We start from the raw sequence: 26301 nt of genomic DNA, 5'->3' as shown, positions 1-26301 counted from the left end.
GCCCTGCGGACGACACCGACATGGTCGCTCTACGGACGGGCGGCGCTCCGAGGGCGAAGGGTGTTCATCGCCGGCCGGTCGGCGAGCGAGACGTCCGTGGTGACGGGCAGGAAGGTGTCCCCCTCCGACCGGAACTGCGTCAGTCCCGCACCGGAGTCGGGCACGCCGCAGCGGTTCAGCATCGTGCCGATGATCTGCCTGCTCATCACGCCGAGTTCGACGAGCGGCCGGTTGCGATGCTTGCGGACACCGAGGTTGACCTGCCCGATCGCACTCAGCCCCAGCCGGTCGTAGGTGTCGAGCAGCAGTCCGATCTCGACCCCGTAGCCGGGCGCGAACGGGACCGCGGACAGCAGTTCGCGGGTGCCTGCGTACTCGCCGCCCAGCGGCTGCAGCACCGATGTCAGTTCCGGACGCAGTGCCGACAGGAGCGGTCGCGCGACGAGTTCGGTGACCCGGCCGCCGCCGTTCGCGTCCTCGGTGCCGCTGACCCGCAGCGGCCTGCGGTAGTAGCCCTTGACCAGGTGGATTCCGTCCACGGTGAGCAGTGGGCCCAGGAGCTTCGGCACGAAGGCCGGGTCCGGGTTGATCAGATCGGAGTCGACGAAGGCGATGATGTCGCCGCTGGACGCGGCAATCGACCGCCACAGGACCTCACCCTTGCCCGCGACCGGGGTCAGTTCGGGGACCGCCTCCTCACGACTGACGACGGTGGCCCCCGCCGCCCGCGCACGGTCCGCCGTCTCGTCGGTCGAGCCGGAGTCCAGCACGATCAACTCGTCGACGAGCCCACCGAGCAGCGGGTGGATGCTGTCCACCACCGCTGCGACGGTCTTCTCCTCGTTCAGCGCGGGCAGCACCACCGACACCGTGCGGCCCGCCTTGGCGGCCTCCAGTTCGGCGACGGTCCACTGGGGGTGATCCCAGCTGTTCGCCTCCGACCAGACCCGCTCCCCGATCCTCGGTGCACTCATGCCAGCCCCCGTACGGTCCGCACCGGAGCCCTGGTGCCGGTGATCGCCGCGATCATGTCGACGACGCGCCGCGTGGACGCGACCTCGTGTACGCGGAAGACTCGGGCGCCGTTCGATGCCGCCCATGCAGTCGCTGCCAATGTGCCCTCCAACCTCTCGGCGAGTTCCACACCCAAAGTCTCCCCGATGAAGTCCTTGTTGCTCAGTGCCATCAGCACTGGCCACCCGGTTTTTACGAGATCGTCTATTCGACGCAACAACTCGAGCCCGTGGAAGGTGTTCTTCCCGAAATCGTGGGTCGGATCGACGAGGATTCCGTCGCGGGGCACCCCGAGTGCCAGTGCCCGTTCCGCCGCCGGAACCACCTCGGCGACCACGTCGGCGACCACGTCCGCGTACCGAACGCGGTGCGGCCGGGTCCGCGGCACCGCTCCCCCGGTGTGGGAGCACACGTAGCCGGCACCGAGTTCCGCGGCGACCGCGACGAGGTCCGGGTCGGCGCCCGCCCAGGTGTCGTTGACCAGGTTGCCGCCGACCGCGCACGCCAGCCGTGCAACCTCGGAACGCCAGGTGTCGACCGAGATGATGAGGTCCGGGTATCGGCTGCGGATCGCCTCGACGAACGGCACGACGCGGCGGATCTCCTCGGCGGCGTCCACGACGTCACCCGGACCGGCCTTGACGCCACCGATGTCGACGAGGTCGGCGCCCTCGTCGACCGCCCGCGACACAGCAGCCATCGCGGCCTCGTCCGTGAAGGTCGCCCCCTGGTCGTAGAACGAATCGGGGGTGCGGTTGACGATCGCCATCACCAGCGCACGGTCCGTCGCGACGGGCCGACCGCACAGCGTCGGCGAGGGCACCGGTGCGGGTCGGTGCCCGGACTCGGTGCCGGACGTGAGCTCGATCATGGCTTCATAGTGGCATGCAGGCGTCCAGCGCCCGACCGACGTCCTGGGTGACGACGAGGGCATCCAGCGCCCGCTGCTGCACGAAGCCGCCTTCCCGCAATCCGTCCAGCCATTGGAGCAGTCCCGTGAAGTGTCCGACGGGGTCGAGGAGAACCATCGGCTTGTCGTGCATGCCCAGGTAGCCGGCGGTCCACGTCTCGAAGAGTTCCTCGAGGGTTCCGATGCCGCCGGGCAGGGTGATGAACGCGTCCGCCCGGTCCTCCATGACCTTCTTGCGCTGACGCATGGTGTCCGTGACGATCAGCTCGTCCGCGTCGACGTCGGCGACTTCCCGGTGCACCAGCGCTTTCGGGATGACTCCGACGGTCCAGGCGCCGTGCCGTCGGGCCGATTCGGCGACCGCGCCCATCATCGACACGTTTCCGCCGCCGGACACCAGCGTCATGCCGCGGCGACCGATCTCGGCGCCGACCTCCGTCGCGAGCGACAGGAACGACGCGTCGACGGGTCCGGACGCGCAGTAGACGCACACCGCGACCGGGCGCGACGTCACCATTCCTCCACGCCCTCGCCGACCTCGTCGAACTCGTCGAGTTCGTCCGGCTCGACCGATTTCTGCGACTCGACCACGATGCGGACGGCCTCGTCGACGCTGTCCGTGACGTGCAGGAGGTCGACGTCGGTGGCGGAGATCTTCCCCGTCGCGACCAGGGTGGTGCGGATCCAGTCGACGAGCCCACCCCAGAACTCGGTGCCGAACAGCACGATCGGGAAACGGGTCACCTTGCCGGTCTGGACGAGGGTGAGCGCCTCGAACAGTTCGTCGAGGGTGCCGAACCCGCCGGGCATACAGATGAACGCCTGCGAGTACTTGACGAACATCGTCTTGCGGGCGAAGAAGTAGCGGAAGTTGATACCGAGGTCGACCCACTCGTTGAGGCCCTGCTCGTGGGGTAGCTCGATGCCGAGGCCGATGGAGTAGCCATCGTTCTCGACCGCCCCTCGGTTGGCGCCCTCCATGATCCCGGGACCGCCGCCGGTGATGACGGCGAAGCCCGCGGCCGCCAGGGCCGAACCGAGTTCCCGGGCGGCGTCGTACTCGGGCGACCCGTCAGGCGTGCGAGCCGACCCGAACACGGTGACCGCCCGGGGCACCTCGGCGAGCGCACCGAATCCCTCGATGAACTCGCTCTGGATGCGCAGTACCCGCCACGGGTCTGTGTGTACCCAGTCGCTGGGTCCGCGCTGGTCGAGCAACCTGCGGTCGGCATTGGCGACCTCGGCCTTGCGCTCGCGGCGCAGCATGATCGGTCCGCGGTGCTTCACCGAGGATGCGCTGCCCCGCTTTCCGGTGCCGCGCGGTCCGCCTGGAATCTTGTCCGGTGCCATGCCGCCAGGCTATCGGCCGCCGGCCCGACCGCGGGCAACCGTCAGTTGCTGAGGTAGCCCCGCAGCACCGCCGCGACATCGGTGATCTGCTGCACCGGCACGCGCTCGTCGCGCTTGTGGGCGAGGTTGGGGTCGCCGGGACCGTAGTTCACCGCGGGAATGCCGAGCGCCGCGAAACGCGACACGTCGGTCCAGCCGTACTTGGCCCGCACCTGGCCGCCCGCCGCGGCGATCAGTTCCGCGGCAGCGGGGGCGGACAGGCCCGGCAGCGCTCCCGCCGAACTGTCGGTGACCTCGAAACCGAGCCCGAGTCCGTCGACGACTTCCCGCACGTGGTCGACGGCCTGCGCGACGCTGCGGTCGGGCGCGAAGCGGAAGTTCACGTCGACCTCGGCGGCGTCGGGCACCACGTTTCCCGCGACCCCGCCGGAGATGCGGACCGCGGACAGGCCCTCGCGGTAGACGCAGCCGTCGATGTCCACGGAACGCGGCTGGTACTCCGACAACCTCTGCAGCAGCGGTGCGAACTTGTGGATCGCGTTGTCCCCCAGCCAGGATCGCGCCGAGTGTGCTCGCACCCCGTCCGCCGTCAGCCGCACCCGAAGCGTGCCCTGGCAGCCGGCCTCGATGAAGCCACCCGACGGTTCGCCGAGGACTGCGACGTCGGCCTGCAACCAGTCGGGCAGTTCCCGTTCGATGCGGCCGAGCCCGTTGAACTTCGCGGCGATCTCCTCGCAGTCGTAGAAGACCAACGTCAGGTCGTGCGCGAGATCCTCGACGGTCGCGGCGAGGTGCAGGAACACCGCGTCACCCGACTTCATGTCGACGGTGCCGCACCCGTGCAGCACGTCCCCCTCCGCGGAGCCCCGCTCGCGTCGGCTGGGAACGTTGTCGGCGATCGGGACGGTGTCGAGGTGCCCGGCGAGCAGGACCCGGCTCGGCAACCCGAGGTTGGTGCGGGCGAGGACGGCGTTGCCGCTGCGCGTCACCTCGAATCCGATGGTCTGCTCCCGCAGCGCGAGCTCGACGGCGTCCGCGATCAGCGCCTCGTCCTGCGACACGCTCGGAATGTCCACGAGTGCGGCGGTCAGGTCGATCGGGTCGGAGTGCAGGTCCAGGTACGGCAGCGCAGTCACGCATCCAAGACTATGCGGCTCCGCCTACACCTCGAAGATCTGGCCGTCGAAGCCGGCGCGGAAGAGTCGTCCGGTCGAGAACCCGGCGTCGCCGTTGCCGTAGGTCACGACGCTGGACATCGGCATTCCGGAGGCGAGGACGCAGAACCGGTCGGGGCCGTCCACTCGCAGGATCTGCCCGGACACGTCGGTCGGCACGATCGGCCTGCCCTGGGGATCGAGGGTCAGTCCGTCGGGTGCGGCGAACACGTCCCCTCCGGTGAAGGTGACCACCGACTCGGGGGCGCCGGGGTTCGCCGTCGGGATCCGGCTCACGCCCGGGTTGGTGAAGGTTCGCGACACGTAGAGGTACCGGTCGTCGGCGCTCAGTGCGGCGCCGTTGGCGCTGGGCAACACGGCCCAGTCCGGCTGCACGACACCGTTCGGCAGCACCCGCCCGACGAGCGACCCGAAGTCGTTGGTGGCGTACACGGTGCCGTCGCGGGCGACGGCGAGTCCGTTGGCGGCGCTCAGTCCCCGCGCGAACGGCCGGACCGCACCCGAGTTCACGTCGACGGCCACGATCCCCGCGGCACGGGTGGCGTCGCCGGTGAAGACCCGCGCGTCCGCGCCGTACCCGACGAGCAGCGACCCGTCGCGCGCCCACGCCAGCGCGCCCGCACCACCGCTCGGGACCGTCGCGATCGGGACGGCAGGCGCGCCGGGCCGGTCGAGCCGAAACACGCGCCCCGACACCAGGTCGGTGACGTACATGCGGCCCGCGCCGTCGACGGCGGCGCCCTCGAGGACGGCGCCGGGGACGCTGCCCACCAGCACCGGGGAGCGGGCATCCGGGCAGGCCGACGCAGCGGCGGCGGTCGGGGTGACGGCAGTCCCCACCGCCACGACCACGGCCGCGACGAGCAGGCCGATCCTGGTTCCTCGCATGGCAGCACCTTCCGTCGAGCGGGTCTGTTCACAGCGTTACACGAGGTAGGCGCCTGTGCCGGTTCACCTGGCCGGACGGTAACCTGGACGCCCGTGAGCATTCAGGGAGCTACCGCAGTCGGTATTGCCAACGTGACCACGGGCGGGGTCGTCCTCGACACCTGGTACCCGGAACCCGCGCTCGGCGAGGTCGCCGAGACCGGCACCGTCGTCCTGACCGGCGCCGACGTGCCCGCCGAGTTCGCGGCGCTGACCGGGGAGGACGCCGATCGCGGCGTCACCCGCGTCGCCGTCCGCACCTCGATCGCGGACCTGTCCGCCGCACCGGTCGACGCCCACGACGCCTACCTTCGCCTGCACCTGATCTCCCACCGCCTCGTGCAGCCGCACGGTCTGAACCTCGACGGCGTGTTCGGCCTGCTCGCGAACGTCGTGTGGACGAACTACGGCCCGTGCGCCGTCGACGGCTTCGAGCTGGTCCGCGCCAAGCTGCGCGCCCGCGGTCCCGTCACCGTCTTCGGCGTCGACAAGTTCCCCCGCATGGTCGACTACGTCGTCCCGTCGGGCGTCCGCATCGGTGACGCCGACCGGGTCCGCCTCGGCGCCCACCTCGCGTCCGGCACCACCGTCATGCACGAGGGCTTCGTCAACTTCAACGCGGGCACCCTCGGCAACTCGATGGTCGAGGGCCGCATCTCCGGTGGCGTCGTCGTCGACGACGGCTCCGACGTCGGCGGCGGCGCCTCGATCATGGGCACCCTCTCCGGTGGCGGCAAGGAGGTCATCTCCGTCGGCAAGCGCTGCCTGCTCGGTGCGAACTCCGGCCTGGGCATCTCGCTCGGCGACGACTGCGTCATCGAGGCAGGCCTCTACGTCACCGCGGGCACCAAGGTCACCGGCCCGGACGGCACCGTCGTCAAGGCCAAGGAGCTCAGCGGCACCTCGAACCTGCTCTTCCGCCGCAACTCGGTCACCGGTGGTGTCGAGGTGGTCGCGAAGTCCGGCACCGGTGTCGAACTGAACGCGGCGCTGCACGCGAACGACTGATTCACCCAGGCCGTCACCACGGGCGGCCGTCTATTCGAACGTCTGGATTCATGAAGCACTCCCAGGAACACTCCCTGTCCTCCGCCAGCTCCACAGCCGAGGAGGGGGACGCGTCCCACCTCGGTCACGGACTCAAGGTTCGCCATCTGACGATGATGGGCCTCGGGTCCGCGATCGGGGCGGGGCTGTTCCTCGGCACCGGCGTCGGCATCGCCAAGGCAGGCCCGGCGGTGCTCGTCTCGTACGTCATCGCGGGCATCATCGTGATCGCCGTGATGCGGATGCTCGGCGAGATGGGCGCCGCGATCCCGGCGTCCGGCTCGTTCAGCCACTACGCCCGGATCGGCATCGGCGAATGGGCCGGCTTCACGCTCGGATGGCTTTACTGGTTCATGTTGATCATGGTGCTGGGCGCCGAGATCACCGGCGCCTCCGCGATCGTGCACGGCTGGCTGCCCGGCATCCCGCAGTGGGTGGTGGCGCTGGTGTTCGTGACGTTCTTCGCGGTGGTGAACCTCTCCAAGGTCCGCAACTTCGGCGAATTCGAGTTCTGGTTCGCTGCAATGAAGGTCACCGTCATCATCGCGTTCCTGGTGATCGGTGTCCTGCTGGTGTTCGGACTGCTCCCCGACACCGACCCGGTGGGCACCACGAACCTGATCGGCGAGGACGGCTTCATGCCGAACGGTGTCGCGGGCATCGCCGCGGGACTTCTGGTGGTGGCGTTCGCATTCGGTGGCATCGAGATCGTCACCATCGCCGCCGCCGAATCGAAGGACCCGGAGCGCTCCATCGCGTCCGCGGTGCGCAGCGTCGTGTGGCGGATCAGCGTCTTCTACCTCGGTTCCATCGCGATCATGGTGCTCGTGCTGCCGTGGAACTCCGAGCAGTTGCAGAGCGGCCCGTTCGTCGCGGTCCTGAACGAGGCGAGCATCCCGTACGTCTCCGGGTTCATGGAACTGGTCGTCGTGGTGGCGCTGCTCTCGGCGTTCAACGCCAACGTGTACGGCACCTCGCGGATGGCATTCGCCCTCTCCCGGGACGGCGACGGACCGTCCGCCTTGGGCAAGCTCTCCCCGACCGGCGTGCCGACCAACGCGGTGCTGGTGTCGGTGTTCTTCGGCTTCGTGTCGGTGCTGCTGAACTGGCTGCTGCCCGACTCGCTGCTCGAAATCCTGCTCAACGCCGTTGGCGCCGCACTGCTGGTGGTGTGGATCTTCATCGTCGTCGCGCAGCTGCGGTTGCGCCGACGCCTCGAGGCCGAAGGCAGGTTGACCGTGAAGATGTGGGGCTTCCCGTACCTGAGCTGGCTGACGCTCGCGGCACTCGGCGGTCTGATCCTGCTGATGCTCACCGACACCGACGCCCGCAAGCAGTTGATCTCGACGGCGATCCTCACCCTGTTCATCGCCGGGTTGTCGGTGCTCAACGCGAGGCGGCGCAAGGCCGCGGTCTGATCGCGTCGCCGGACGGATCGTGCATGCGGCCCGGACCGGAACTTCCGACCGGGCCGCATGCGGCGCGTCCGGCTCAGCGCGCGGTGAAGCCGCCGTCGATCGAGAGAGCCGCACCGGTGACGAACGATGCCTCGTCGCTCAGCAGGAACGCGACGAACGGTGCGATCTCCTCCGGCTGTGCGACGCGATTCACCGGGTGCAGGGCGGCAATCTGCGCCATCGCCTCGTCGGTGGGGGCCATGGACCCGCGGGAGAGCGGAGTGTCGACCCCTCCGGTGGTGATGGCATTGACCCGGACGCCCCGCTCGGCAACCTCCAGCGCGACGGACCTGGTCAGGCCCACGACGGCGTGTTTGGCGGCGACATAGGGTGCGACCTCGGGCAGCGCGACGACACCCAGGTTCGACGCGTTGTTGACGATCGCCCCGCGGGTGTCGAGGACTGCAGGAATCTGGTGCTTGAGGCAGTTGAAGACACTGGTGAGGTTCTGCGCGATCTCCGCGTCCCAGTCGGCACCGTCGATATCGCACACCGGGCCGGACGCGTTGACGCCACCCGCGTTGTTGAAAGCCCCGTCCAGCCGCCCGAACTCGGCGACCGCGGCGGAGACAAGTGCCGCGGCATCCGCTTCGACCGACACGTCCGCCGCTACGAATGTCGCCGTGCCGCCCGCGGCGCGGATGCTCGAGGCAGCGTCCTCCCCGACGTCCTTTCGGCGAGCACCGAGCACGACGGCGGCGCCCTCCGCCGTGAGCCGCCGGGCAACAGCGAGACCGATGCCGGACGTGCCGCCGGTGACGATGAAGACCTTGGAGTCGAGGCGCGAAGACATGATGAGTCCTTTCGGAAGATCTGCTGGAGTTGGCGACGTGATCGCCTGAATCAGACTGCAGAATCACGAGACTCGGCGCTGGCGGGAATCGGACGACGCGTTGGGCGCGCGAGTCCGTCGAGTGGTCCTCGGTCCGACGACTGTCAGGACAGCAGGCTCGCGGTCGGCTGCACCCTGCCGGTCAGTGCCGAGATCAGCGTGAGCGCGGCGGCGTGCTGACGCTTCGTGTAGTCGGCGGTCGACTCGACACCGACGAAGCACTGGATGTCGCGGGCGAACGCGTCGTAGCTGGTGGCCAGGACGCCTGCGGTGGCGAACACCCCGGCAACGATCAACTGATCGCGTCCGCGTCGACGCAGTTCCTCGGCCAGATCCGTTGCGAAGAACGCGCTGTAGCTGCGCTTCTTCACCCACACGACGTCGGGCGAGACGAGCTCGTCGAGCGCCGTCTCCGCCGCCTGACGCGGGTCGGGCCCCAGCCCCCACATCGAGCCGAGCAGTCCGCGCTGCGCAGGCTCGGTGGCCGGCCGGGGACCGCTGCCGAGGATCGGAACCCCAAGGTCGACTGCACGTTTCAGAAGGGCCGACACCTCCGACAGGAGCCGCGACCTGACCTGCGCGGCGAGCACATCCAGGTAGTAGGGCTGCAGGTCGTGCACGAGAATCGCGACCCTCGTCGGGTCCGGTGTCCAGTCGGGACCGCCGGCCAGCTCGACGAGATCACTCGCGTCGTAGTCCTCCACCTCGACCTTGAACGTTGCCATGGAGGCATTGTCCGCGACATCCCGAAGGGCCGTGCTCATCGCCGATCGTTCGACCCGTCGAGGCCCAGCGCCGAACAGGTCGAGGCGACGGACTCGGCGACGGCGGCGGCGTCCCGGTCCGCGGCACCACACGCCGGCATCGCCTCGCTCATCGTGGCGTTCCAGGAGGTGTGCCACCGGTCGGGAAAGCACCGCTCGAGCAGTTCGAGCATGATCGGCACTGCCGTCGACGCCCCTGGTGAGGCTCCGAGGAGGCCGGCGATGGTCCCGTCGCCTCCGACGACGAGTTCGGTGCCCTGCTGGAGCACCCCGATGCGGCGGCGGTCGGGCGTCACCAGCTGCGCGCGCTGGCCTGCCGGCACGAGCTCCCACTGACGGATGTCCGCGTTCGGGTAGAAGCGCTGCAACTTGGCGAACTTCTTTCGGGGCCTCGCCGCGAGTTCGCCGACGAGATAGCGCACCAACGACAGGTTCTGGACGAGCGCGGCCACGATGACGAGCAGGTTGTGCCACCGGAGCGTCGTGAAGACGTCGCTCAGGCGTCCGTGCTTGAGCAGCTTGGTACTGAACGTCGCGTACGGACCGAAAAGGAGGTGCTCGGTTCCCTCGATGAACCGCCGGTCGAGGTGCGGCACCGACATCGGCGGCGCTCCGATCGCGGCCTGGCCGTACACCTTCGCCTCGTGACGAGTGACGACGTCCGGTTCCGAGCAGCGAAGGAAGGCCGCGCCGACCGGTAGCACGGCGTACCCGCGAACCTCGGGAAGGCGAGCTCGCTGCAGCAGACGCAGCGCCATTCCGCCTGCACCCACGAACACGTGCCGTCCGCGCAACTCGAACGTGCCGGAGCCGGCACTCCCTCCCACCACCCACGCTCCGTCGGGTGACCGACGCAGCGAACGCACCTCGTGTCCGAACAAGACCTCCCCACCGGCGTCGACGACGATTCGCGTCAACCCCTCTGTCAGAGAGCCGAAATCGACGTCGGCCCCTCCGGCATGTCGCGTGGCCGCCATCGGCTCGCCCGGAGTTCGTCCCTCGACCAACAGCGGTGCCCACCGGCCGATCGTGGCGGCGTCGTCGCTGAACTCCATCCGGTCGAACAGTGGGTCACACGTCAGCGTCTCGAATCGCTGACGGAGGTAGTCGATGTCGCGGCGCCCGAAGACGACGTCCATGTGAGGGGTCGTGTGGACGAAGGAATCCGGGTCCAGCAACCCCTTGGTCGTGAGATACCCCCACCATTGGCGGCTGACATGGAACTGCCGCGCGATGGTCGATGCCTTGCGCCCGTCTTCCGGGTCGGGCATGTAGTTCAGCTCGCAGAACCCACTGTGCCCGGTGCCGGCGTTGTTCCACGGCCCACTGCTCTCGGTGGCCAACCCGGTTGCCCTCTCCAGCAGAACGATCCGCCAGTCGGGCTCCAGGATCGCGAGCATCGATCCCAGCGTTGCGGACATGATTCCGCCTCCGATCAGGATCACATCGGCATCCCGCCCATCGGACGAGTCCGGCACGGCATTCGACGGTCGACCCATGTGACGCACACTCCCGACGTAGAGGGTTGGTGCAGCCAGAATTCGCCCGCGACACACCATCCGTCCAATGAACGAATGCAGTATTACGATCCAGCTATGGATCAGTGGACGAATCGACTGGCCCCACAGTTGCGGGCGCTGGTCGAACTGGCCGCGCACGACGGTCACATGACCCAGGCAGCCGCGGCACTCGGCGTGCCGCAGTCGTCGATGAGTCGGCGCATCCACGCCCTGCAAGAGGAGCTGCGGGTTCCGCTGCTGATCCATGACGGCCGGATCGTCCGCCTCACCGCCGCCGCCGAACGCTTGGCGCGACAGGTCCGTGAGCCGCTGTACCAACTGGATCTCGCGATCGCCGAGGTGACCGGAGAAGCCGATCCCGACCAGGGGACCGTTCGATTCGGGTTCCCTCTGACGATGGGATCGGGTCACGTTCCCGACCTTCTCGCCGCGTTCCGTCGCCACCATCCCGGCATCAAGGTGATTCTCAAGCAGGCGCACGGATCGGCCCTCGGCACGGATCTCGTGACCGGAGAACTCGACCTGGCAATCGTCATCCCCGCGCCCGACCGGCTCAAGCACGTACGCATCGGTTCCCAGCAGATTCACGTGGCGGTTCCCGAAGATCACCGCCTGACGACGAGGAAGCACGTCGAACTCACGGACCTGAAGCACGAGACCTTCATCGCCAACCCACCGAGCTACAACCTTCGGCAACTCACCGAGAGCTGGTGCCACGACAAGGGATTCGAGCCGGACGTCGCGTTCGAGGTGACCGAGTTCGCCACCATCCGCGAGCTCGTCAGCCGTGGCCTCGGAATCGCACTGCTCCCCCACGACGAACGAGCGACCCCGGGCCTGGCCGAACTGCCACTGACCGGCACTCGATACAGGCGAGACGTGACCCTTGCCTGGGGCTCGACGACCGAGGCGCCTGCGACACAACGCCTCAGCAGCTTCCTCCTCCGCCACTTCGGCTGAGGCCCTCGCGCGTCCGGCGACGACCCGGCGGCATTCGTGCACGGGCGGAGACGGCCTCCGACGACGGCTGACACTCGTCTGTTGGCCTGGACGAGGCGCACCGATTGGGGCATGGTCGATGCATGGGCTCCGGCAAGCACGACATCGGTGGGGAGAACACGCGGCCGGTCGAGCCGGGGATAGTCACGGACTTCCGGGACCGGATGAGCTACGGCTCCTACCTCGACCTCGGCACGCTGCTCGGCGCGCAGCATCCGGTCAGTGCGCCGGAGCATCACGACGAACTGCTGTTCATCATCGCGCACCAGACGAGCGAACTGTGGCTGAAGCTGACGCTGCACGAACTGAGTGCGGCGAAGGCGGCGCTCGCCCGGGACGACATCTCGGTCGCGCTCAAGTGCATCGCCCGCGTCAAACACATCCAGAAGTCGCTGACCGAGCAGTGGTCGGTGCTCGCGACACTCACTCCGACGGAGTACTCGCAGTTCCGTGGTTTCCTCGGCAACGCGTCGGGCTTCCAGTCGTTCCAGTACCGGGCCGTCGAGTTCATCCTCGGCAACAAGAACGCCGGGGTGCTGCCGGTGTTCGAGTCGGACCCCGAGGCGCACGCCCTGCTGTCGCGGGTGCTGGCGGAACCGAGCCTGTACGACGAGTTCTGGCGGCACCTGCACCGTGTCGGACTTCCGGTGCCGGAGTCGGCGTTGCAGCGCGACCCCGCGAGCGCGTACACCCTCAACCGCGACCTCATCCCGCTGGTCAAGCACGTCTACGAGAACCCGCACGAGAACTGGGAGGCGTACGAGTCGTTCGAGGAGTTGGTCGACCTGGAGGAGAACTTCCAGTTGTGGCGGTTCCGGCACATGCGGACGGTGCTGCGCGTCATCGGAACGAAGCCCGGCACCGGCGGTTCGAGCGGCGTCGGGTTCCTCCAGCGTGCCCTCGACCTCACGTTCTTCCCCGAATTGTTCTCGGTCCGAACCGAAGTCGGTCGGTGACGTGCCGACTCGAACGGTCGCGGCCGACGAGGCGTGGCTCGGCCGATGGACCGGACCGATCGGATTCACCCTCGACGGCGGTCGGATGCGGCCAGGTGCGAGCGGCGGCGACACCGACCTGCACCTCGGCGGCACCGTGTTTCCCGGGTTCCGCGATGCCCACGTCCACCTGGAACTGGTCGACGCCCGAGCACTGTTCGCGGGCGGACTCGAGGAGGTGTACGACCTGGGTGCCGGACTCGACGCCGTCGCGACGTGGCCACCGGACGGCGCTCCGGTCGAGGGAATGCCGCGGGTGCGCTTCGCCGGACAGTTCCTGACCGCGGCGGGCGGCTACCCGAGCGACCGGGCGTGGGCGCCCGCGGGCTCGGTCCGGGAGATCGGCTCCGCCGAGGAGGCGGCAGCGGCGGTACGCGAACAGGTTTGTGCGGGATCAGCTTTCGTGAAGATCACATTGAACGCTGCGGCGGGGCCGGTGTTCGATGACGACACCCTGACCGCGGTGGTCTCCGCCGCCCACGCCGCGAGCCGCGGGGTGATCGCGCACGCCGAGGGGCCGGGGCAGGCGGCCCGTGCACTCGCTGCGGGCGTCGACGTCCTCGCACACACCCCGTGGACGGAAGCTCTCGCCGATTCCGTCATCGACACGGCAGCACGGTCGATGCTGTGGATCAGCACCCTCGCCATCCACCGCGGCCCCGAACTCGATGTGGCCGTGGACAATCTGCGCCGCTTCCACGCCGCCGGCGGACGCGTCCGGTACGGAACCGATCTCGGAAACGGCGACCTACCCGAGGGGCCGAACCCCGCGGAGGTTCGGTCGCTGCTCGCCGCGGGACTCGGCCGTGCGGAAATTCTGGACGCGATGATCGACGGCGACGCCGCCGCGCGGTTCGCCGCCGGCCTGCAGCGGTTCACGTGGATCCCCGGCACCCCGCCCACGGCTGACGACGATTTCGCCGACTGGCTGGCGGGCGCACGGATCGTGGCCGTCAGCGATCTCGACCTCGCCCCGGACATCGAACGAGGAGGCATGCCGTGACCGTCGACGACCTGGACCGTGACGCCGCAGCGCGAGATGCGGCAGATCCGTTGGCCCGCTATCGCTCCCTCTTCCACTCGACCGAAGGCTCCGATCTGGTCTCCTACCTGGACGGCAACTCGCTGGGCCGCCCGACGATCGCGGCGACGGAAGCGATCACCGCTGCCGTCGCACAGTGGTCGGGGCGACTGATCCGGGGCTGGGACGAGCAGTGGATGGACCTGCCGCTCACCATCGGCGACCGGCTCGGTGCCGCGGCACTCGGCGCCGTACCGGGACAGACGACGATCGGCGATTCGACGACCGTGCTGCTCTACAAGCTCGCCCGCGGCGCCCTCGCGATGCGGCCTGGCCGCACCGAGATCGTCCTCGACAGCGACAACTTCCCCACCGACCGCTACGTCCTCGAAGGCATCGCGGACGAACTCGGCCTGCACCTGCGCTGGATCACCGTCGATCCCGCGTCCGGAGTCGAGGTGGCCGCCGCTCGCAACGCGATCACCGATCGCACGGCACTGGTGGTGCTCAGTCACGTCGCCTACCGGTCGGGCTTTCTCGCCGATGTGGACACGATCACCCGCTGCGCCCACGACGCGGGCGCGCTGGTCCTGTGGGACCTGTGCCACTCGGTGGGGAGTGTCCCGATCGAACTCGATTCGTGGCAGGTCGATTTCGCGGTCGGCTGTACCTACAAGTATCTGTGCGGCGGTCCGGGATCACCCGCGTTCGCCTATGTGCGCACCGAGCACCAGGACGACTTCCGGCAGCCGATCCAGGGGTGGATGGGTCGCCGCGACCCGTTCGAGATGGGACCGGGTTACGTGCCCGCCGACGGTGTCCGGCGGGTCGTCAGCGGCACTCCGGCGATCCTCGGGATGATCGCGATGCAGTCGACGATCGACATGATCGAGCGCGCGGGCATCGACGCGGTGCGCGCGAAGTCCGTGCAGTTGACCGAGTACCTGATCGACCTGACGCGCGAACTCCTCCCCGGCGTCGCGATTTCGGCACCCCTCGATTCCGGCCGACGCGGCGGGCACGTCACCCTCGACCACCCCGGATTTCGCGACGCGCTGCCCCGACTATGGGCTCGCGGCGTGATCCCCGACTTCCGCGCACCGCAGGGCCTGCGCCTCGGACCGAGCCCCCTGAGCACGGGGTTCGCCGAGTCCCTGGCAGGGGTCCGTGCGATCGCGGAAGAGGTGGATCGCTAGGGGAATCCCACGATCACTGGCTTTCGCGGCGGGCGAGCTCGCCGAACACCAGGGTGGCCACCACGAAGAACACCGCACCGACCCACGGCGCGAGCAGCAGCGCCGCGAGCAGTCCGGTGATCGCGAACAACACCACCTCCACCGCCAACCGGCGCGGATTCGCGAGCCGACGGGCGGACGTCGGCGCCATCCACACCGCCCAGATCGCCGCTGCGACAACAGGAAGCGCAACCGCCGCCAGCACCTGAACCACCAGGCTGTCGCTGGACGCGGCACCGGACAGTGCCAGGATCGTGAGCATCATCAATTCGAGGAGAAACGCCGCCGCGTGCAGCGGACCGTAGTCGGAATGCTCGCGCGCCGAGCTCGTCACTGCGCGACCTTGATCAGCAGCTTTCCGAAGTTCTGACCTTTCAGCAAACCGATGAAGGCGGCGGGAGCGTTCTCGAGACCGTCGACGACGTCTTCCCGGTGTTTCACGCGGCCGTCCGCGATCCAGCCGGACATGTCGGCAAGGAAGTGCACGAACTGATCCTTCACGAACTCGGACTGGATGAAGCCCCGCACGGTGAGGCTCTTCGTGAGGATCCGGCCCATCAGTGCCGCGGACCGGTCCGGACCCTCCGGCGCCGACGTGAGGTTGTAGTTCGCGATCAGGCCACAGACCGGTACCCGGGCGTACGTGTTCAGCAGCGGCAGCACCGCGTCCCACACCTTGCCGCCCACGTTCTCGAAGTACACGTCGATTCCGTTGGGGCAGGCCGCCTTCAGCTGCGCCGCGAAGTCGGGCGCACGGTGGTCGAGGGCCTCGTCGAAGCCGAGCGCGCGCAGATGCGCGACCTTGTCGGGCCCGCCGGCGATACCGACGGCGCGGGCGCCCTTGATCTTCGCGATCTGCCCGACCGCGGACCCGACGGGACCGGTGGCCGCCGCAACCACCACGGTCTCGCCGCGCGCCGGCTTGCCGATCTGGAGCAGCCCCGCGTACGCCGTGAAACCCGGCATACCGAGTACCCCGAGCGCCGTCGACAGGGGCGCCGCCGCCGGGTCCAGCTTCCGCACGTGCCGCGCGTCCGCGATCGCGTGGGACTGCCAGCCCGAGAACGACAGCACCACATCACCTTTCGCGAACGAGGGGTCCTTGGACTCGACGACGCGACCAACCGTGCCGCCGACCATCACGGCGCCGAGCGGGACGGGGTCGGCGTACGACTCGGCCTCGCTCATGCGGCCGCGCATGTACGGATCGAGCGAGAGGTAGAGGGTTTCGAGGAGCAGTTCACCGTCGGCAGGCTCGGGGAGGGGCGCCGTTTCGATCCGGAAGTCGGACGGCGTCGGCTCGCCTACGGGGCGGGCGGCGAGCACGACGCGAGTGGTCTCGGCAGGCAGGCTCATGTCTGTCGAGGCTAGTCTTCTGTGACGGAGGTCGCACTCGACGCGCGGAGAGCACGGAGGGACCGATATGAACGCCGTCAATCTGAGCAAGCAGCATCCGATCCTCTATCAGCAGCTGGTGACGCTGAGCAGCCAGGCCGACGCCGCGGTCGCGGACGCGGGACTCGACCCGCTGCTCGCCGAACTCGTCAAGATCCGGGTGTCCCAGATCAACGGATGCGCGTTCTGCCTGCGCATGCACACCCGCGATGCCCTGAAGAAGGGTGAGACGACCGACCGGCTGGCGATGGTCGCCGCCTGGTGGGAGTCGCAGTACTTCAGCGCGCCGGAGCGGGCCGCACTCGCACTGGCAGAGGAGGTCACCGACCTCCCGGTCCCGGCGGGTCACGACTGGGACGACGGATCACTCACCGATGCGCAGGCGTCGGCGATCAGCTGGCTGGCCGTCGCGATGAACGCGTGGAACCGTGTCGCGATCACGAGCCACTATCCGGTCGCGCCCTGACCCCTGGCGAAACATACCCCCAGGGGGTATTGTCGGGGCATGAGCAAGCGACCCGAACAACCGGTCTCGGCCGCCGCGCACACGCACCACAACGCTGCCGAGACTCGTCACGAGCACACCGACCACCCGGGGCACGACCACTCGGGGCACGCCGGCCACGGCACGACGGATGCCCCACACGATCACGGCGCGGAGCACGCCGGGCATGAGGGTCACAGCGGGCACGAAGGCCACGATGGCCACGCGGGCCACGCGGGCCACGCGGGCCACGGCAATCACGTCGACCAGTTCCGTCGGCTGTTCTGGATCATGCTGGTCCTCGCGGTCCCGACGGTCGCGTTCAACGACATGTTCGCGGACCTCATCGGGTATCAGCTGCCGAACGCCGAGTGGGTGCGGTGGGTCTCGCCGATCCTCGGCACGATCATCTACTTCTGGGGCGGTCGTCCCTTCCTGACCGGCGCGGTCAGTGAAATCCGTTCACGCAAACCGGGAATGATGCTGCTGATCGCCCTCGCGATCACCGTCGCCTTCGTCGCCTCGTGGGGTTCGACGCTGGAACTGCTCCACCACGAACTGAACTTCTGGTGGGAGCTGGCGCTTCTCGTCGTGATCATGCTGCTCGGGCACTGGATCGAGATGCGATCCCTCGCGCAGACGACCTCCGCGCTGGATTCGCTCGCCGCGTTGCTGCCCGACGAGGCCGAGAAGCTCGTCGGGGAGGACGTCGTGACGGTCTCCCCCGCCGAACTGACGGTCGGCGACATCGTGATCGTGCGCCCCGGTGCATCGGTACCGGCCGACGGCACCATCGTCGACGGCACCGCGAGCATGGACGAGTCGATGGTGACCGGCGAGTCGAAGCCGGTCCAGCGTGAGGCCGGCGACACCGTCGTCGCGGGCACGGTCGCCACCGACTCGGGTCTGCGCGTTCGTGTCACGGCCACCGGGGACGACACGGCACTGGCCGGCATCCAGCGACTGGTCGCGGACGCGCAGGCGTCGTCGTCGCGGGCTCAGCGCGTCGCCGACACCGCCGCCGGCTGGTTGTTCTGGTTCGCGATCGGAGCCGCCGCGATCACCGCGGTCGTGTGGACCGCGATCGGTATGCCCGACTCCGCGGTCGTCCGGGCCATCACCGTCCTCGTCATCGCCTGCCCCCACGCCCTCGGCCTCGCAATTCCGCTCGTGGTGTCGATCGCCACCGAACGTGCCGCCCGCGGAGGCGTTCTCGTCAAGGACCGGCTCGCGCTCGAGTCGATGCGCACCGTCGACGCGGTCCTCTTCGACAAGACCGGCACCCTCACCAAGGGGGAGCCTTCGGTGATCGCCGTCGAGCCGGTCGCCGGGTACAGCCCGGACCGGGTGCTGGCCCTGGCGGCCGCAGCCGAATCCGACAGCGAACACCCCCTTGCGAAGGCCATCGTCCGGAAGGCGGAGTCGAGCGGCATCACCGTCCCGGCGTCGTCGGACTTCTCCTCGTCGCCCGCGGTCGGCGTGACGGCCACCGTCGACGGCGAGCGCATCCGGGTCGGCGGTCCGCACCTTCTCACCGAGCACGACCGCACCGAACTCCCAGTCGCCGACGAGTGGCGCAGGACAGGCGCGATCATCCTGCACGTGCTCGCAGGCGACGACGTGATCGGCGCGCTGCGCCTCGCCGACGAGATCCGCCCGGAGTCGCGTGACGCCGTCGACGCGCTGCACGCCGCCGGAGCGCAGGTCGTGATGATCACCGGTGACGCCCAAGCCGTCGCCGACAGTGTCGCCGCCGAACTCGGCATCGACCGCGTGTACGCCGGGGTTCGTCCGGAGGAGAAGGCGGCCAAGGTCGCCGAACTCCAGGCCGAGGGCCGCAAGGTCGCGATGGTCGGCGACGGAGTCAACGACGCCCCGGCGCTCGCGCAGGCCGACGTCGGCATCGCCATCGGTGCGGGCACCGACGTCGCGATCGGATCGGCGGGCGTGATCCTGGCGTCGTCGGACCCTCGCTCGGTGCTGTCGGTGATCGAACTGTCCCGCGCGAGCTACCACAAGATGAAGCAGAACCTGTGGTGGGCAGCCGGTTACAACCTCGTCTCCGTGCCCCTGGCCGCGGGCGTCCTCGCTCCGATCGGGTTCGTGCTGCCGATGAGCGTCGGTGCGATCCTCATGTCGGCGTCGACGGTCGTCGTTGCGCTCAACGCACAGTTGCTCCGACGCCTCGATCTGACGCCGGAGCACAGCACCGACCGGTTCCTCGGGCGGAGCGGAGCCTGAGAGACGACGCGGCCGGCACCCCAACCGGACGCCGGCCGCCGTCGTCGACCCCAGGGCCCGTGTTCGTCTCGGTCAGGGGGTCTCGGCGGGCGCGGCCAGACGGGCAGGCAGCAGCGGACGCCACGGCCAGTGCCGGGCGAGGCGCGCGCGGGCGCGCAGGAACCCGAGACCGAGGACGAGCCCGAAGATCAGGTGCCCGATCAGCGACAGCACGATCGTGGTGGGAGTGAGAGGGAACATCTTCTGCTGTCCGCCCGGCGACAGCGCGACCGTGCCGATCAACCCTGCCCACACCGGGGCCACCGCGAAGGCGACGAACGCGACGAGGACGGTGCGGCGCGATCGGTGCTGCAGGCCGAAGGCGAGGGCCAGGAGGAAGAACGCGATCCCGATCCCGCCGCCGTCGCCGAGGTATCGCCACAGGTAACCGACGATCGCGCCGGTGCGGGCGTCGCTGCCCGCGTGCACCCACGTGCCCATCCGCGGGATGAAGTCCCCCCACAACCCGAGCAGGTACACGGTGTCGAGGCGGAACACGTCGTACACGAGGCAGGCGAACATGCCCCAGACGAGGCCGTATCCGACGATCCGGTCAACCGGATGCGGCGCGAAGACGCACAGCACGACGAGGATCGCGGCGAGCGGGATGATCACGAGCGCACCCGTCGCGTTCATCGAGACCACCCCGAACACCTGCGCCGAGATCGCCAGCAACGGCAACGACGCCAGGAGGAGGTACAGCCCGATGCGGGTGAACGCCCAGTGATGGCGGACCGTGCCGGTCGCGGGCGGTGCGTGCTCCTGCTCGTCGGGGACGGTGGAATCGAGGATGTGCGGCATGGTGGGTGTCCTTCCAGTCCGGTGGCCACCACGTCGGGTGGTCCTGGTCCAAACCAGCGTCCGCCCGGTGCCGCAGCGCCGACAGCCACCCGAGGGTGGGGAAAGACGCCACCCTCGGCGCGGGGCCTGTTGTCGAGACGAGGATCGTCCTTTCCCAGACGTGGGTCAGATCCGCGTGTCGACGTCGACCCAGTAGTTGTCCCGCAACGACCGCTTCAAGACCTTGCCGGCGCCGCTGCGGGGCAGACTGTCGACGAAGTCGATCCGCTTGGGTGTCCGCACACTGCCCAGCGCGTCCTTCACCAGCGCGATGAGTTCCGACTCGCCGGCATCACGACCGGGCGAGAGCTCGACGACGGCGATCACCTTTTCGCCCCAGTCGGGGTCGGGTACGCCGATCACGGCGCAGTCGTTGACGCTGGGATGTCCCCAGATGACCTGCTCGATCTCACTGGGATACACGTTGAAGCCGCCAGAGATGATCATGTCCTTGGTCCGGTCGGTGATGTGAAGGTAGCCCTCGTCGTCGAGGTGCCCGACGTCACCGGTGTGGAGCCAACCGTCGATGATCGTCTCGGCGGTCTTGTCGGGCTGCTTGTAGTAGCCCTTCATCACCAGGTCGCCACGGACGCAGATCTCACCGCCCTCGCCGCGCGGTACGGCTTTGTCGTCCGTGCCGCGGATCTCGACGGTGATGAGCGGGTACGGGCGTCCACAGGAGTCGAGTCGCTTGTCCGACAACGGAATTCCGTCGCGGACGCGTTCGTCGGGACGCGCGAACGCGACTCCCGCGAACGCCTCGGTCTGTCCGTACGCGGCCATCATCACCGGGCCGAAGACCTCGATCGCTCGCTTGACCTTCTCCACCGACATGGGCGCGGCCCCGTGCACGAAGTAGCGCAGCGAGGAGAAGTCGAACTCGCGTCCGGCCACCCAGTCCAGCATGCGATAGATGACCGTCGGAGGCAGGAACAGGTCGGTGACCCGATGCGTCTCGATCGCCTCGACGACTGACGCGGGGTCCGCTCGCGGAATGATCACCACGGTGCCGCCGCGCGCCGTGGTCGGGAGGGTGATGATGCCCGCAGAGTGCGTTAGGGGCGCCGCCGCCAGATTGACGATCGACTCGGCGTGGCCGTACTCGAACGCCATCAACAGATGCGCGCACGTGTTGGCAAGCGTGCGATGCGTGTTCATGACGCCCTTCGGCAGCCCCGTGGTGCCGCCGGTCGGAGAGATCATCACGACGTCGTCCATCGCGTACGGGACGTCCGGTCGGGTGACCGGACGGCCGTGGATCCACGTGGCGAGCGACGGGTACGAGCCGCCCTGATCGGAGTCGATGCAGACCATCAGGACCAGGTCGGGCACCATCGCACACAGTTCCTCGGCCTCGGCACGCATCGAGCTGTGGAAGAAGAGAGCTTCGCAGTCGAACTGCCGGATCAGCCCGACCGACGTGCTGGTCGGCTCGCCCGGGTGCAGCGGCACCCAGGCCCGGCCGGCACGCCATATGCCGAGGACACACATCCACGCCACGGGATCGTTCGGGGAGAGCACAGCCGCGTGTCCTGTCGACGTCACTTCGGTGTCGAGGAGCGCCGATGCGATCTGGCAGGTGAGTTCGCCCGCCTCCTGATAGGTCCACGAGCGCTCGCCCATGACGAACGCCGTGCCCGAGGCATTCTGGTCCCACCCACGGTCGAAGAAGTCGATGATCGCCATCAGACCGCCTCGAGGACGGTCACCACTGCGACGGCTTCCTCACCTGTCGAGAACGGGCTGAATCCGCCGCCGTTCTCGGCGAGAGCGATCCGTGCGCCCTTCACCTGACGGCTGCCAGCTTCGCCACGCAACTGGGTGACGAGCTCGAAGATCTGGCCGAGACCGGTCGCGGCGAGGGGATGTCCCTTCGATTCGAGGCCGCCGGAGGTGTTGATCGGGATGCGTCCTCCGATCGTGGTGACTCCCGACTCGGCGGCTGCGCCGCCGCCTCCCAACTCGACGAACCCGAGGAGTTCGCTGATGAACAGTTCGCCGAAGGCGGTAGCGTCATGGACCTCGGCGACGGAGACGTCGCTCGGCGCGATGCCCGCACGCTCGTAGGCACGCTCGCCTGCAAGCTTCGTGACGTGCTTCGAGTAGTCGGTCATCTCGCGCTCCACGCCGGTGCCGACGACGGACGCGAGCACGCGGACCTGCCGCTTCGCCCCCATCCGGGCGGCCACCTCTGCGTTGCAGACGATCACGGCCGAGGCACCGTCGGTGAGGGGCGAGCACATCGGAACGGTCAGCGGGAAACTCAGCGCGCGGGACGCGAGGATCTCGTCGACACTCATGTCCTTGCGGAAGTGCGAGAGCGGGTTGTCGACCGAATGCCGGTGGTTTTTCGCCGACACCGCCGCGAGCTGGCGCTGCGTCGTGCCGAACCGTTCCATGTGGGCTCGGGCCATCGCCGCGTAGATGTCCATGAAGATGCTGCGCTGCCCCGCCTCACTGGCGTCGACGGCGCCGCCGAGTTCGTCGAGCGTTCGCTGCAGTGCGGTGGGGTCGGAGAGATCGTAGGCTCCGTCGAAGACGCTCATCGTCTTCGCGCGGTCACCGGTGTTCATCTTCTCCGCGCCGACCGCCAGCGCGACGGCCGACTCCCCGGCCCGCACACTCGTGACAGCCAGACTCAGCGCCGACGACCCGCTCGCACAAGCGTTCTCGACGTTGAAGACGGGGATCCGCTCGAGTCCCGTTCCGCGCAGCGCGATCTCGCCGGCGATCATGGCCTGACCCTCCAGTGGACCCTGGGTGGTGTTGCCGAAGTAGGCGCTGTCGACGTCGGCGGGATCGACGCAGGCGTCGGCGAGCGCCTCTCGGACCGCCCGAGCGGTCAGGCTCGGGACGGTCTCGGACGGATGCACTCCGAACGGGGTCATGCCGACCCCGATGATGAAGACGTCGTTCATGTTCCGCGTCATTCCTGCGCGCTCACGGGTCCGAGGGATGCCGAGGGGGAATCGGTGGGATGCCGGTGCACGGACTCCACCATCCGTTCGGCGCCGAGCACCTGGAGGGTGTCGCCCGCGGCCTTGAGCAGTCCGGTCGGCATGTCGGCACGACCGACGAACGAATGGCTCGCCAGGATCGCCGGGATGTCGAAGATCGGGCTCTCGGCGATGATGTCCTTCGCGCTCAGGCCTGCGCCGTCTCGTTCCCGAACCTTGTCGAGGGTCGCCAGCAGCATGGTGCGCCACGTGTGCAGGTCCTCGCGCCGCATCGGATCCATGTGCCCCTGGACGTACCAGTCGACGTCGAGTGTCTCGAGCAGCGCGAGAGTGGTGAGCCAGGCGACGGGATCACCGGACTGGATGGCCGGGGTCATTCCGAGGTCGGCGATGAAGGCCACGCGGTCGTCGACCGCGTGCACCACCGTCGAGCCCATGGTGTGACCGGGCGCCTCGAACAGGACGAAGCGCTTGCCGCCGAGCTCGAGGTTGAGGCGCCCGCGGTAGGTGAGCGTCGGGTACGCCATCGTGTAGTTCTCGACGATCGCCGGATCGACATCCGGGTACTCGCCCCAGGTGCGCAGCGCCTCGCGAGCCATCTCGTCGGTGTCCATCACACCGCGCGTCGTCTCCGAGGAGATCAGGACCTCGGGCTCGAGGTAGGGCGCGGAGATGGTGTGGTCGGAGTGGTGTTCGCAGTACACCTGGTAGCGCAGCGGGCCCTTGCTGTCGATGAACTCCTTCCATGGTGCGCAGATGTTGACGGACATCGGGCCGTCGACGGCGATGCAGCCCTCGTCGGTGACGATCAGGCCGCTGTACGGGTACGTGCCGAAGACGTAGACGTCGTCGGAGAGCTGGAGGAGACGCGGGTCGCCGTCGAGGGCGAGGCGGGACGTGGTCATGGTGTGGGTGCTCGCTTCTTCGGTGGGATCAGAGTTCGGGGACGACGTAGTGCGAGAGGACGCCGATGCGCTCGATCTCCAACTCGACGAACGCCGGCCGTGGCAGGTGCTTGCCGAGTTCGAAACTCGAGCCGTCCGGGACCGTTCCGGTGCCCCACACCTCGCCCGCGACGATTTCGTCGCCCTTGCTGAGCGAGACGACGGCGTCGTCGAAGCCGTGGAGCATCTCCGACGTCGAGCCCTCGCCCCACACCTGTCCGTTCACGCGCACCGTCATCGCGAGATCGCGCACGTCCGGGATCTCGTCCTTGGTGACGACGCACGGTCCGAAGCTGTTGCCGTTCGGGAAGTCCTTCGAGTCGCCGTGGATCGAGCCGCTGCCCGCGATGTTGCGGGCCTGGACGTCGCGGAGTGTCCAGTCGTTGTAGACGGCGTAGCCGAAGATGTGGTCGTCGGCGATGCTCGGGTCGATGTCGCTGCCGGACCTGCCGATCACCGCGCACAGTTCGAGTTCGTAGTCCAGCCAGTCACTTTGGGCCGGCCAGGTCAGGACGCTTCCGGGCGCCGAGACGGTCCCGGCGTCGCGTTCGGCCGCGAACGGCGGAGTGGTGGGCTCGTAGAGCGGCGACACGAGCGGGTCGACCGCCGCCATTATCTCGGCGACGGTTCGCGGGTCGTCGGTGTTCGCTGCAATCCACTGCGCCGTCCTCGCGACGCTCGGACGGAGGTGGTTGACGATCAGCGAGACGTCGCGCAGGCGACGGGGACGGAAGGGGGCCAGGAGGCTGGCGGTGTGCTTCTCGACGAGGTGCGCCGCGTCGAGTGTGGTGTAGGCGACCCACGCCTTGTCGAGTGCGGCCTGCCCGCCGTCGATCAGCGCCAGCATGGACGCGAAGTCGGGGTCATCGGGGTACCGGCTCGTCAGGTCGGTGTAGCTGTGGTTGTCGCGGTTGTCGATGCCGAGCCGCGGAGTGGGGTCGTCGGGGGTGCGGAAGGTGACGAATTTCATCGATTCTTCTCTCGAAAGTGGTTCGGCGCAAGGGTGATTCGACCGAAGAGGCGGCGGGCGCCATAGTCGCCGCCGAAGGCTTCCGCCCGCGCTGGTCAGATGCGCGAACGCCGATCAACCTCGAAGCTAGTGCGCTGCATCACGCAGGTGTTATCGATTCATATCGATAGCCGGTATCACTGCTGTTGATAGTTGAGCGCCTCGGCGGCGTCGCGCATGCGCTGTCGTAGCCAGCGGTGCGAAGGGTTGTCGTCATGGCGAGCCGACCAGAACATCGTTTCGGTCAACGGGGCGAACGTCATCGGCGGCTCGACGAGCCGGATGCGAGCCTGCGGGGCGAGGCAGTGCGCGAGCCGCTCCGAGATCACGGTGAAGAACGGGGTGTCGCGGAGGAACAGCGCCGCCGCGGAGAAGCTCTGCGTCGAGACGTCGACGGGGCGGTCCATGCCCATCGCCCGCATCTGGAGTCGCGCGACCGTCTGCACCGCGTGGCCCTCGTACCCCAGGTAGGGCAGAGTGAGGAACTCCTCGGCGGTGAGTGCGTCCCCGACCTCGGTGTTCTCCGAATCAACCGCGCAGACCAACCGATCACCGAACAGGTCTTCACTGTTCAGAGGAACACCGGACGGCTGGAGTTCCCGTGGCGCGATCAGCAGGTCGAAACGGCCCCGCTGCAGGAACTCCGCGTAGTCCTCGGTCACAGGGCGGACGTGGATGCTGACGGAAGGCGCTTCGTGTCGCAGATGCGCAAGGAGCGGCCGCAGGAACACCAAGAGGACGTAGTCGCTGGCGACGATCGTGAAGGTCCGATGCTCGCGTGTCGGATCGAACGCGCGACGCTGCCCCAGGGCGTTCTCCATCAGCGCGAGCGACTGTTGGATCGGGCCGATGAGCGATTCGGCCACCGGAGTCGGCACCAGGGTGCGTCCCTCCCGGACGAGGAGGGGATCGTCGAACAGCTTGCGCAGACGCGCGAGGGATGCGCTCATCGCGGGCTGGCCCACCTGCATCCGCGCGGCGGCACGCGTCACGCTGCGCTCCGACATCAGGGCGTCGAACGCGACCATCAGATTCAGGTCGACGCTCTGTAGATCCCGGGAGGTCACGACGGGACTCCTGCGTTCAGGGGACAGGTTCTCCACATGGTAGAACCTGCCCGCTGTCCTCTTCCGTGGGCGACGCGAC

General features: G+C 68.5%; 25 protein-coding genes. 8 read left to right on the top strand and 17 right to left on the bottom strand.

The window, feature by feature from the left end; all coding sequences use genetic code 11:
- Positions 1–29 precede the first annotated feature (29 nt).
- From FFS72_RS15750 to FFS72_RS15725, 6 genes are read right to left on the bottom strand one after another with little or no spacing between them, the layout of a single operon-like run.
- Entirely contained in the window at positions 30–974 is a 945-nt protein-coding gene (locus FFS72_RS15750; protein WP_137874822.1) for a glucosyl-3-phosphoglycerate synthase, read from the bottom strand.
- Positions 971–1885: a dihydropteroate synthase gene (gene folP, locus FFS72_RS15745; RefSeq protein WP_050063150.1), complete on the bottom strand. Its 915-nt coding sequence runs from the start codon at positions 1883–1885 to the stop codon at positions 971–973. Before folP ends, FFS72_RS15750 begins: the two co-directional genes overlap by 4 nt.
- Before the next feature lie 4 nt (positions 1886–1889).
- Entirely contained in the window at positions 1890–2438 is a 549-nt protein-coding gene (gene log / locus FFS72_RS15740; RefSeq protein ID WP_249353346.1) for a cytokinin riboside 5'-monophosphate phosphoribohydrolase, read from the bottom strand.
- The gene (locus FFS72_RS15735; protein ID WP_137874820.1) at positions 2435–3274 is read right to left on the bottom strand and encodes an LOG family protein; all 840 of its coding nucleotides are present in this window, start codon (positions 3272–3274) and stop codon (positions 2435–2437) included. The genes log and FFS72_RS15735 overlap by 4 nt, the downstream gene beginning before the upstream one ends.
- Before the next feature lie 41 nt (positions 3275–3315).
- Entirely contained in the window at positions 3316–4401 is a 1086-nt protein-coding gene (dapE, locus tag FFS72_RS15730; RefSeq protein WP_137874861.1) for a succinyl-diaminopimelate desuccinylase, read from the bottom strand.
- A gap of 33 nt (positions 4402–4434) precedes the next feature.
- Complete coding sequence (locus FFS72_RS15725) at positions 4435–5337, bottom strand: SMP-30/gluconolactonase/LRE family protein (protein WP_137874819.1); 903 nt, start codon at positions 5335–5337, stop codon at positions 4435–4437.
- A 93-nt stretch (positions 5338–5430) separates the two neighbouring features.
- Here FFS72_RS15725 and dapD point away from each other — a divergent pair, with 93 nt between their 5' ends.
- Positions 5431–6384 carry a 2,3,4,5-tetrahydropyridine-2,6-dicarboxylate N-succinyltransferase gene (gene dapD, locus FFS72_RS15720; RefSeq protein WP_050063145.1) on the top strand — a complete coding sequence of 318 codons (954 nt, stop codon included), beginning with the start codon at positions 5431–5433 and terminating at the stop codon, positions 6382–6384.
- 152 nt (positions 6385–6536) lie between these two features.
- Positions 6537–7841, top strand: a complete 1305-nt coding sequence (locus FFS72_RS15715; protein ID WP_249353355.1) for an amino acid permease — start codon at positions 6537–6539, stop codon at positions 7839–7841.
- Positions 7842–7914: 73 nt separating this feature from the next.
- On the opposite strand, the gene FFS72_RS15710 is transcribed toward FFS72_RS15715, so the two are convergent.
- The 3 genes from FFS72_RS15710 to mqo form a co-directional block, all read right to left on the bottom strand.
- Positions 7915–8673 (bottom strand): SDR family NAD(P)-dependent oxidoreductase, encoded by a 759-nt coding sequence (locus FFS72_RS15710; protein ID WP_137874818.1) that lies wholly within the window; start codon positions 8671–8673, stop codon positions 7915–7917.
- A 143-nt stretch (positions 8674–8816) separates the two neighbouring features.
- Entirely contained in the window at positions 8817–9437 is a 621-nt protein-coding gene (locus FFS72_RS15705; RefSeq protein WP_171018706.1) for an isochorismatase family protein, read from the bottom strand.
- A 35-nt stretch (positions 9438–9472) separates the two neighbouring features.
- Complete coding sequence (mqo, locus tag FFS72_RS15700; RefSeq protein ID WP_137874816.1) at positions 9473–10975, bottom strand: malate dehydrogenase (quinone); 1503 nt, start codon at positions 10973–10975, stop codon at positions 9473–9475.
- A gap of 96 nt (positions 10976–11071) precedes the next feature.
- Between mqo and FFS72_RS15695 the strand changes: the two genes are divergently transcribed.
- From FFS72_RS15695 to kynU, 4 genes are all read left to right on the top strand, one after another.
- A complete protein-coding gene (locus FFS72_RS15695) occupies positions 11072–11956 on the top strand; it encodes a LysR family transcriptional regulator (protein ID WP_137874815.1) in 885 nt (294 codons plus the stop codon).
- A 122-nt stretch (positions 11957–12078) separates the two neighbouring features.
- The gene (locus FFS72_RS15690; protein ID WP_249353345.1) at positions 12079–12951 is read left to right on the top strand and encodes a tryptophan 2,3-dioxygenase; all 873 of its coding nucleotides are present in this window, start codon (positions 12079–12081) and stop codon (positions 12949–12951) included.
- A gap of 1 nt (position 12952) precedes the next feature.
- Entirely contained in the window at positions 12953–13993 is a 1041-nt protein-coding gene (locus FFS72_RS15685; RefSeq protein WP_137874814.1) for an amidohydrolase family protein, read from the top strand.
- Positions 13990–15207, top strand: coding sequence for a kynureninase (gene kynU / locus FFS72_RS15680; RefSeq protein WP_137874813.1), 1218 nt, complete (start codon positions 13990–13992; stop codon positions 15205–15207). The genes FFS72_RS15685 and kynU overlap by 4 nt, the downstream gene beginning before the upstream one ends.
- A 13-nt stretch (positions 15208–15220) precedes the next feature.
- On the opposite strand, the gene FFS72_RS15675 is transcribed toward kynU, so the two are convergent.
- Positions 15221–15580 carry a YrdB family protein gene (locus FFS72_RS15675; protein WP_249353343.1) on the bottom strand — a complete coding sequence of 120 codons (360 nt, stop codon included), beginning with the start codon at positions 15578–15580 and terminating at the stop codon, positions 15221–15223.
- The gene (curA, locus tag FFS72_RS15670) at positions 15577–16602 is read right to left on the bottom strand and encodes an NADPH-dependent curcumin/dihydrocurcumin reductase (protein ID WP_137874812.1); all 1026 of its coding nucleotides are present in this window, start codon (positions 16600–16602) and stop codon (positions 15577–15579) included. The genes FFS72_RS15675 and curA overlap by 4 nt, the downstream gene beginning before the upstream one ends.
- Positions 16603–16669: 67 nt before the next feature.
- Between curA and FFS72_RS15665 the strand changes: the two genes are divergently transcribed.
- Together FFS72_RS15665 and FFS72_RS15660 are read left to right on the top strand one after the other, a co-directional pair.
- Positions 16670–17107, top strand: a complete 438-nt coding sequence (locus tag FFS72_RS15665; protein ID WP_137874811.1) for a carboxymuconolactone decarboxylase family protein — start codon at positions 16670–16672, stop codon at positions 17105–17107.
- 309 nt (positions 17108–17416) lie between these two features.
- A complete protein-coding gene (locus FFS72_RS15660) occupies positions 17417–19366 on the top strand; it encodes a heavy metal translocating P-type ATPase (RefSeq protein ID WP_212744363.1) in 1950 nt (649 codons plus the stop codon).
- Positions 19367–19438: 72 nt separating this feature from the next.
- On the opposite strand, the gene FFS72_RS15655 is transcribed toward FFS72_RS15660, so the two are convergent.
- From FFS72_RS15655 to FFS72_RS15630, 6 genes are all read right to left on the bottom strand, one after another.
- Complete coding sequence (locus FFS72_RS15655) at positions 19439–20206, bottom strand: hypothetical protein (RefSeq protein ID WP_137874809.1); 768 nt, start codon at positions 20204–20206, stop codon at positions 19439–19441.
- A 165-nt stretch (positions 20207–20371) separates the two neighbouring features.
- Positions 20372–21931 carry a class I adenylate-forming enzyme family protein gene (locus FFS72_RS15650; RefSeq protein WP_137874808.1) on the bottom strand — a complete coding sequence of 520 codons (1560 nt, stop codon included), beginning with the start codon at positions 21929–21931 and terminating at the stop codon, positions 20372–20374.
- Positions 21931–23163 carry a thiolase family protein gene (locus FFS72_RS15645; protein WP_137874807.1) on the bottom strand — a complete coding sequence of 411 codons (1233 nt, stop codon included), beginning with the start codon at positions 23161–23163 and terminating at the stop codon, positions 21931–21933. Before FFS72_RS15645 ends, FFS72_RS15650 begins: the two co-directional genes overlap by 1 nt.
- Positions 23164–23171: 8 nt before the next feature.
- A complete protein-coding gene (locus FFS72_RS15640; RefSeq protein ID WP_137874806.1) occupies positions 23172–24107 on the bottom strand; it encodes an MBL fold metallo-hydrolase in 936 nt (311 codons plus the stop codon).
- 28 nt (positions 24108–24135) lie between these two features.
- Complete coding sequence (locus FFS72_RS15635; protein ID WP_137874805.1) at positions 24136–25116, bottom strand: fumarylacetoacetate hydrolase family protein; 981 nt, start codon at positions 25114–25116, stop codon at positions 24136–24138.
- A 176-nt stretch (positions 25117–25292) separates the two neighbouring features.
- Entirely contained in the window at positions 25293–26222 is a 930-nt protein-coding gene (locus tag FFS72_RS15630) for a LysR family transcriptional regulator (protein ID WP_137874804.1), read from the bottom strand.
- Positions 26223–26301 lie beyond the last annotated feature (79 nt).

It is taken from the genome of Rhodococcus sp. Q (genome assembly GCF_005503035.1).
Lineage (GTDB): Bacteria > Actinomycetota > Actinomycetes > Mycobacteriales > Mycobacteriaceae > Rhodococcus_G.
The sequence above is the reverse complement of the archived record's forward strand: the minus strand, read 5'-3'. Positions and strand labels throughout refer to the sequence as shown.

Bases quoted from the DNA above. Each gene is read 5' to 3' on its own strand.
- FFS72_RS15750 (WP_137874822.1), bottom strand. From the start codon at position 974: ATGAGTGCACCGAGGATCGGGGAGCGGGTCTGGTCGGAGGCGAACAGC.
- folP (WP_050063150.1), bottom strand. From the start codon at position 1,885: ATGATCGAGCTCACGTCCGGCACCGAGTCCGGGCACCGACCCGCACCG.
- FFS72_RS15735 (WP_137874820.1), bottom strand. From the start codon at position 3,274: ATGGCACCGGACAAGATTCCAGGCGGACCGCGCGGCACCGGAAAGCGG.
- FFS72_RS15725 (WP_137874819.1), bottom strand. From the start codon at position 5,337: ATGCGAGGAACCAGGATCGGCCTGCTCGTCGCGGCCGTGGTCGTGGCG.
- FFS72_RS15715 (WP_249353355.1), top strand. From the start codon at position 6,537: ATGATGGGCCTCGGGTCCGCGATCGGGGCGGGGCTGTTCCTCGGCACC.
- FFS72_RS15710 (WP_137874818.1), bottom strand. From the start codon at position 8,673: ATGTCTTCGCGCCTCGACTCCAAGGTCTTCATCGTCACCGGCGGCACG.
- FFS72_RS15705 (WP_171018706.1), bottom strand. From the start codon at position 9,437: ATGGCAACGTTCAAGGTCGAGGTGGAGGACTACGACGCGAGTGATCTC.
- mqo (WP_137874816.1), bottom strand. From the start codon at position 10,975: ATGGGTCGACCGTCGAATGCCGTGCCGGACTCGTCCGATGGGCGGGAT.
- FFS72_RS15695 (WP_137874815.1), top strand. From the start codon at position 11,072: ATGGATCAGTGGACGAATCGACTGGCCCCACAGTTGCGGGCGCTGGTC.
- FFS72_RS15690 (WP_249353345.1), top strand. From the start codon at position 12,079: ATGGGCTCCGGCAAGCACGACATCGGTGGGGAGAACACGCGGCCGGTC.
- curA (WP_137874812.1), bottom strand. From the start codon at position 16,602: ATGAGCCTGCCTGCCGAGACCACTCGCGTCGTGCTCGCCGCCCGCCCC.
- FFS72_RS15665 (WP_137874811.1), top strand. From the start codon at position 16,670: ATGAACGCCGTCAATCTGAGCAAGCAGCATCCGATCCTCTATCAGCAG.
- FFS72_RS15660 (WP_212744363.1), top strand. From the start codon at position 17,417: ATGCTGGTCCTCGCGGTCCCGACGGTCGCGTTCAACGACATGTTCGCG.
- FFS72_RS15655 (WP_137874809.1), bottom strand. From the start codon at position 20,206: ATGCCGCACATCCTCGATTCCACCGTCCCCGACGAGCAGGAGCACGCA.
- FFS72_RS15650 (WP_137874808.1), bottom strand. From the start codon at position 21,931: ATGGCGATCATCGACTTCTTCGACCGTGGGTGGGACCAGAATGCCTCG.
- FFS72_RS15645 (WP_137874807.1), bottom strand. From the start codon at position 23,163: ATGAACGACGTCTTCATCATCGGGGTCGGCATGACCCCGTTCGGAGTG.
- FFS72_RS15640 (WP_137874806.1), bottom strand. From the start codon at position 24,107: ATGACCACGTCCCGCCTCGCCCTCGACGGCGACCCGCGTCTCCTCCAG.
- FFS72_RS15635 (WP_137874805.1), bottom strand. From the start codon at position 25,116: ATGAAATTCGTCACCTTCCGCACCCCCGACGACCCCACTCCGCGGCTC.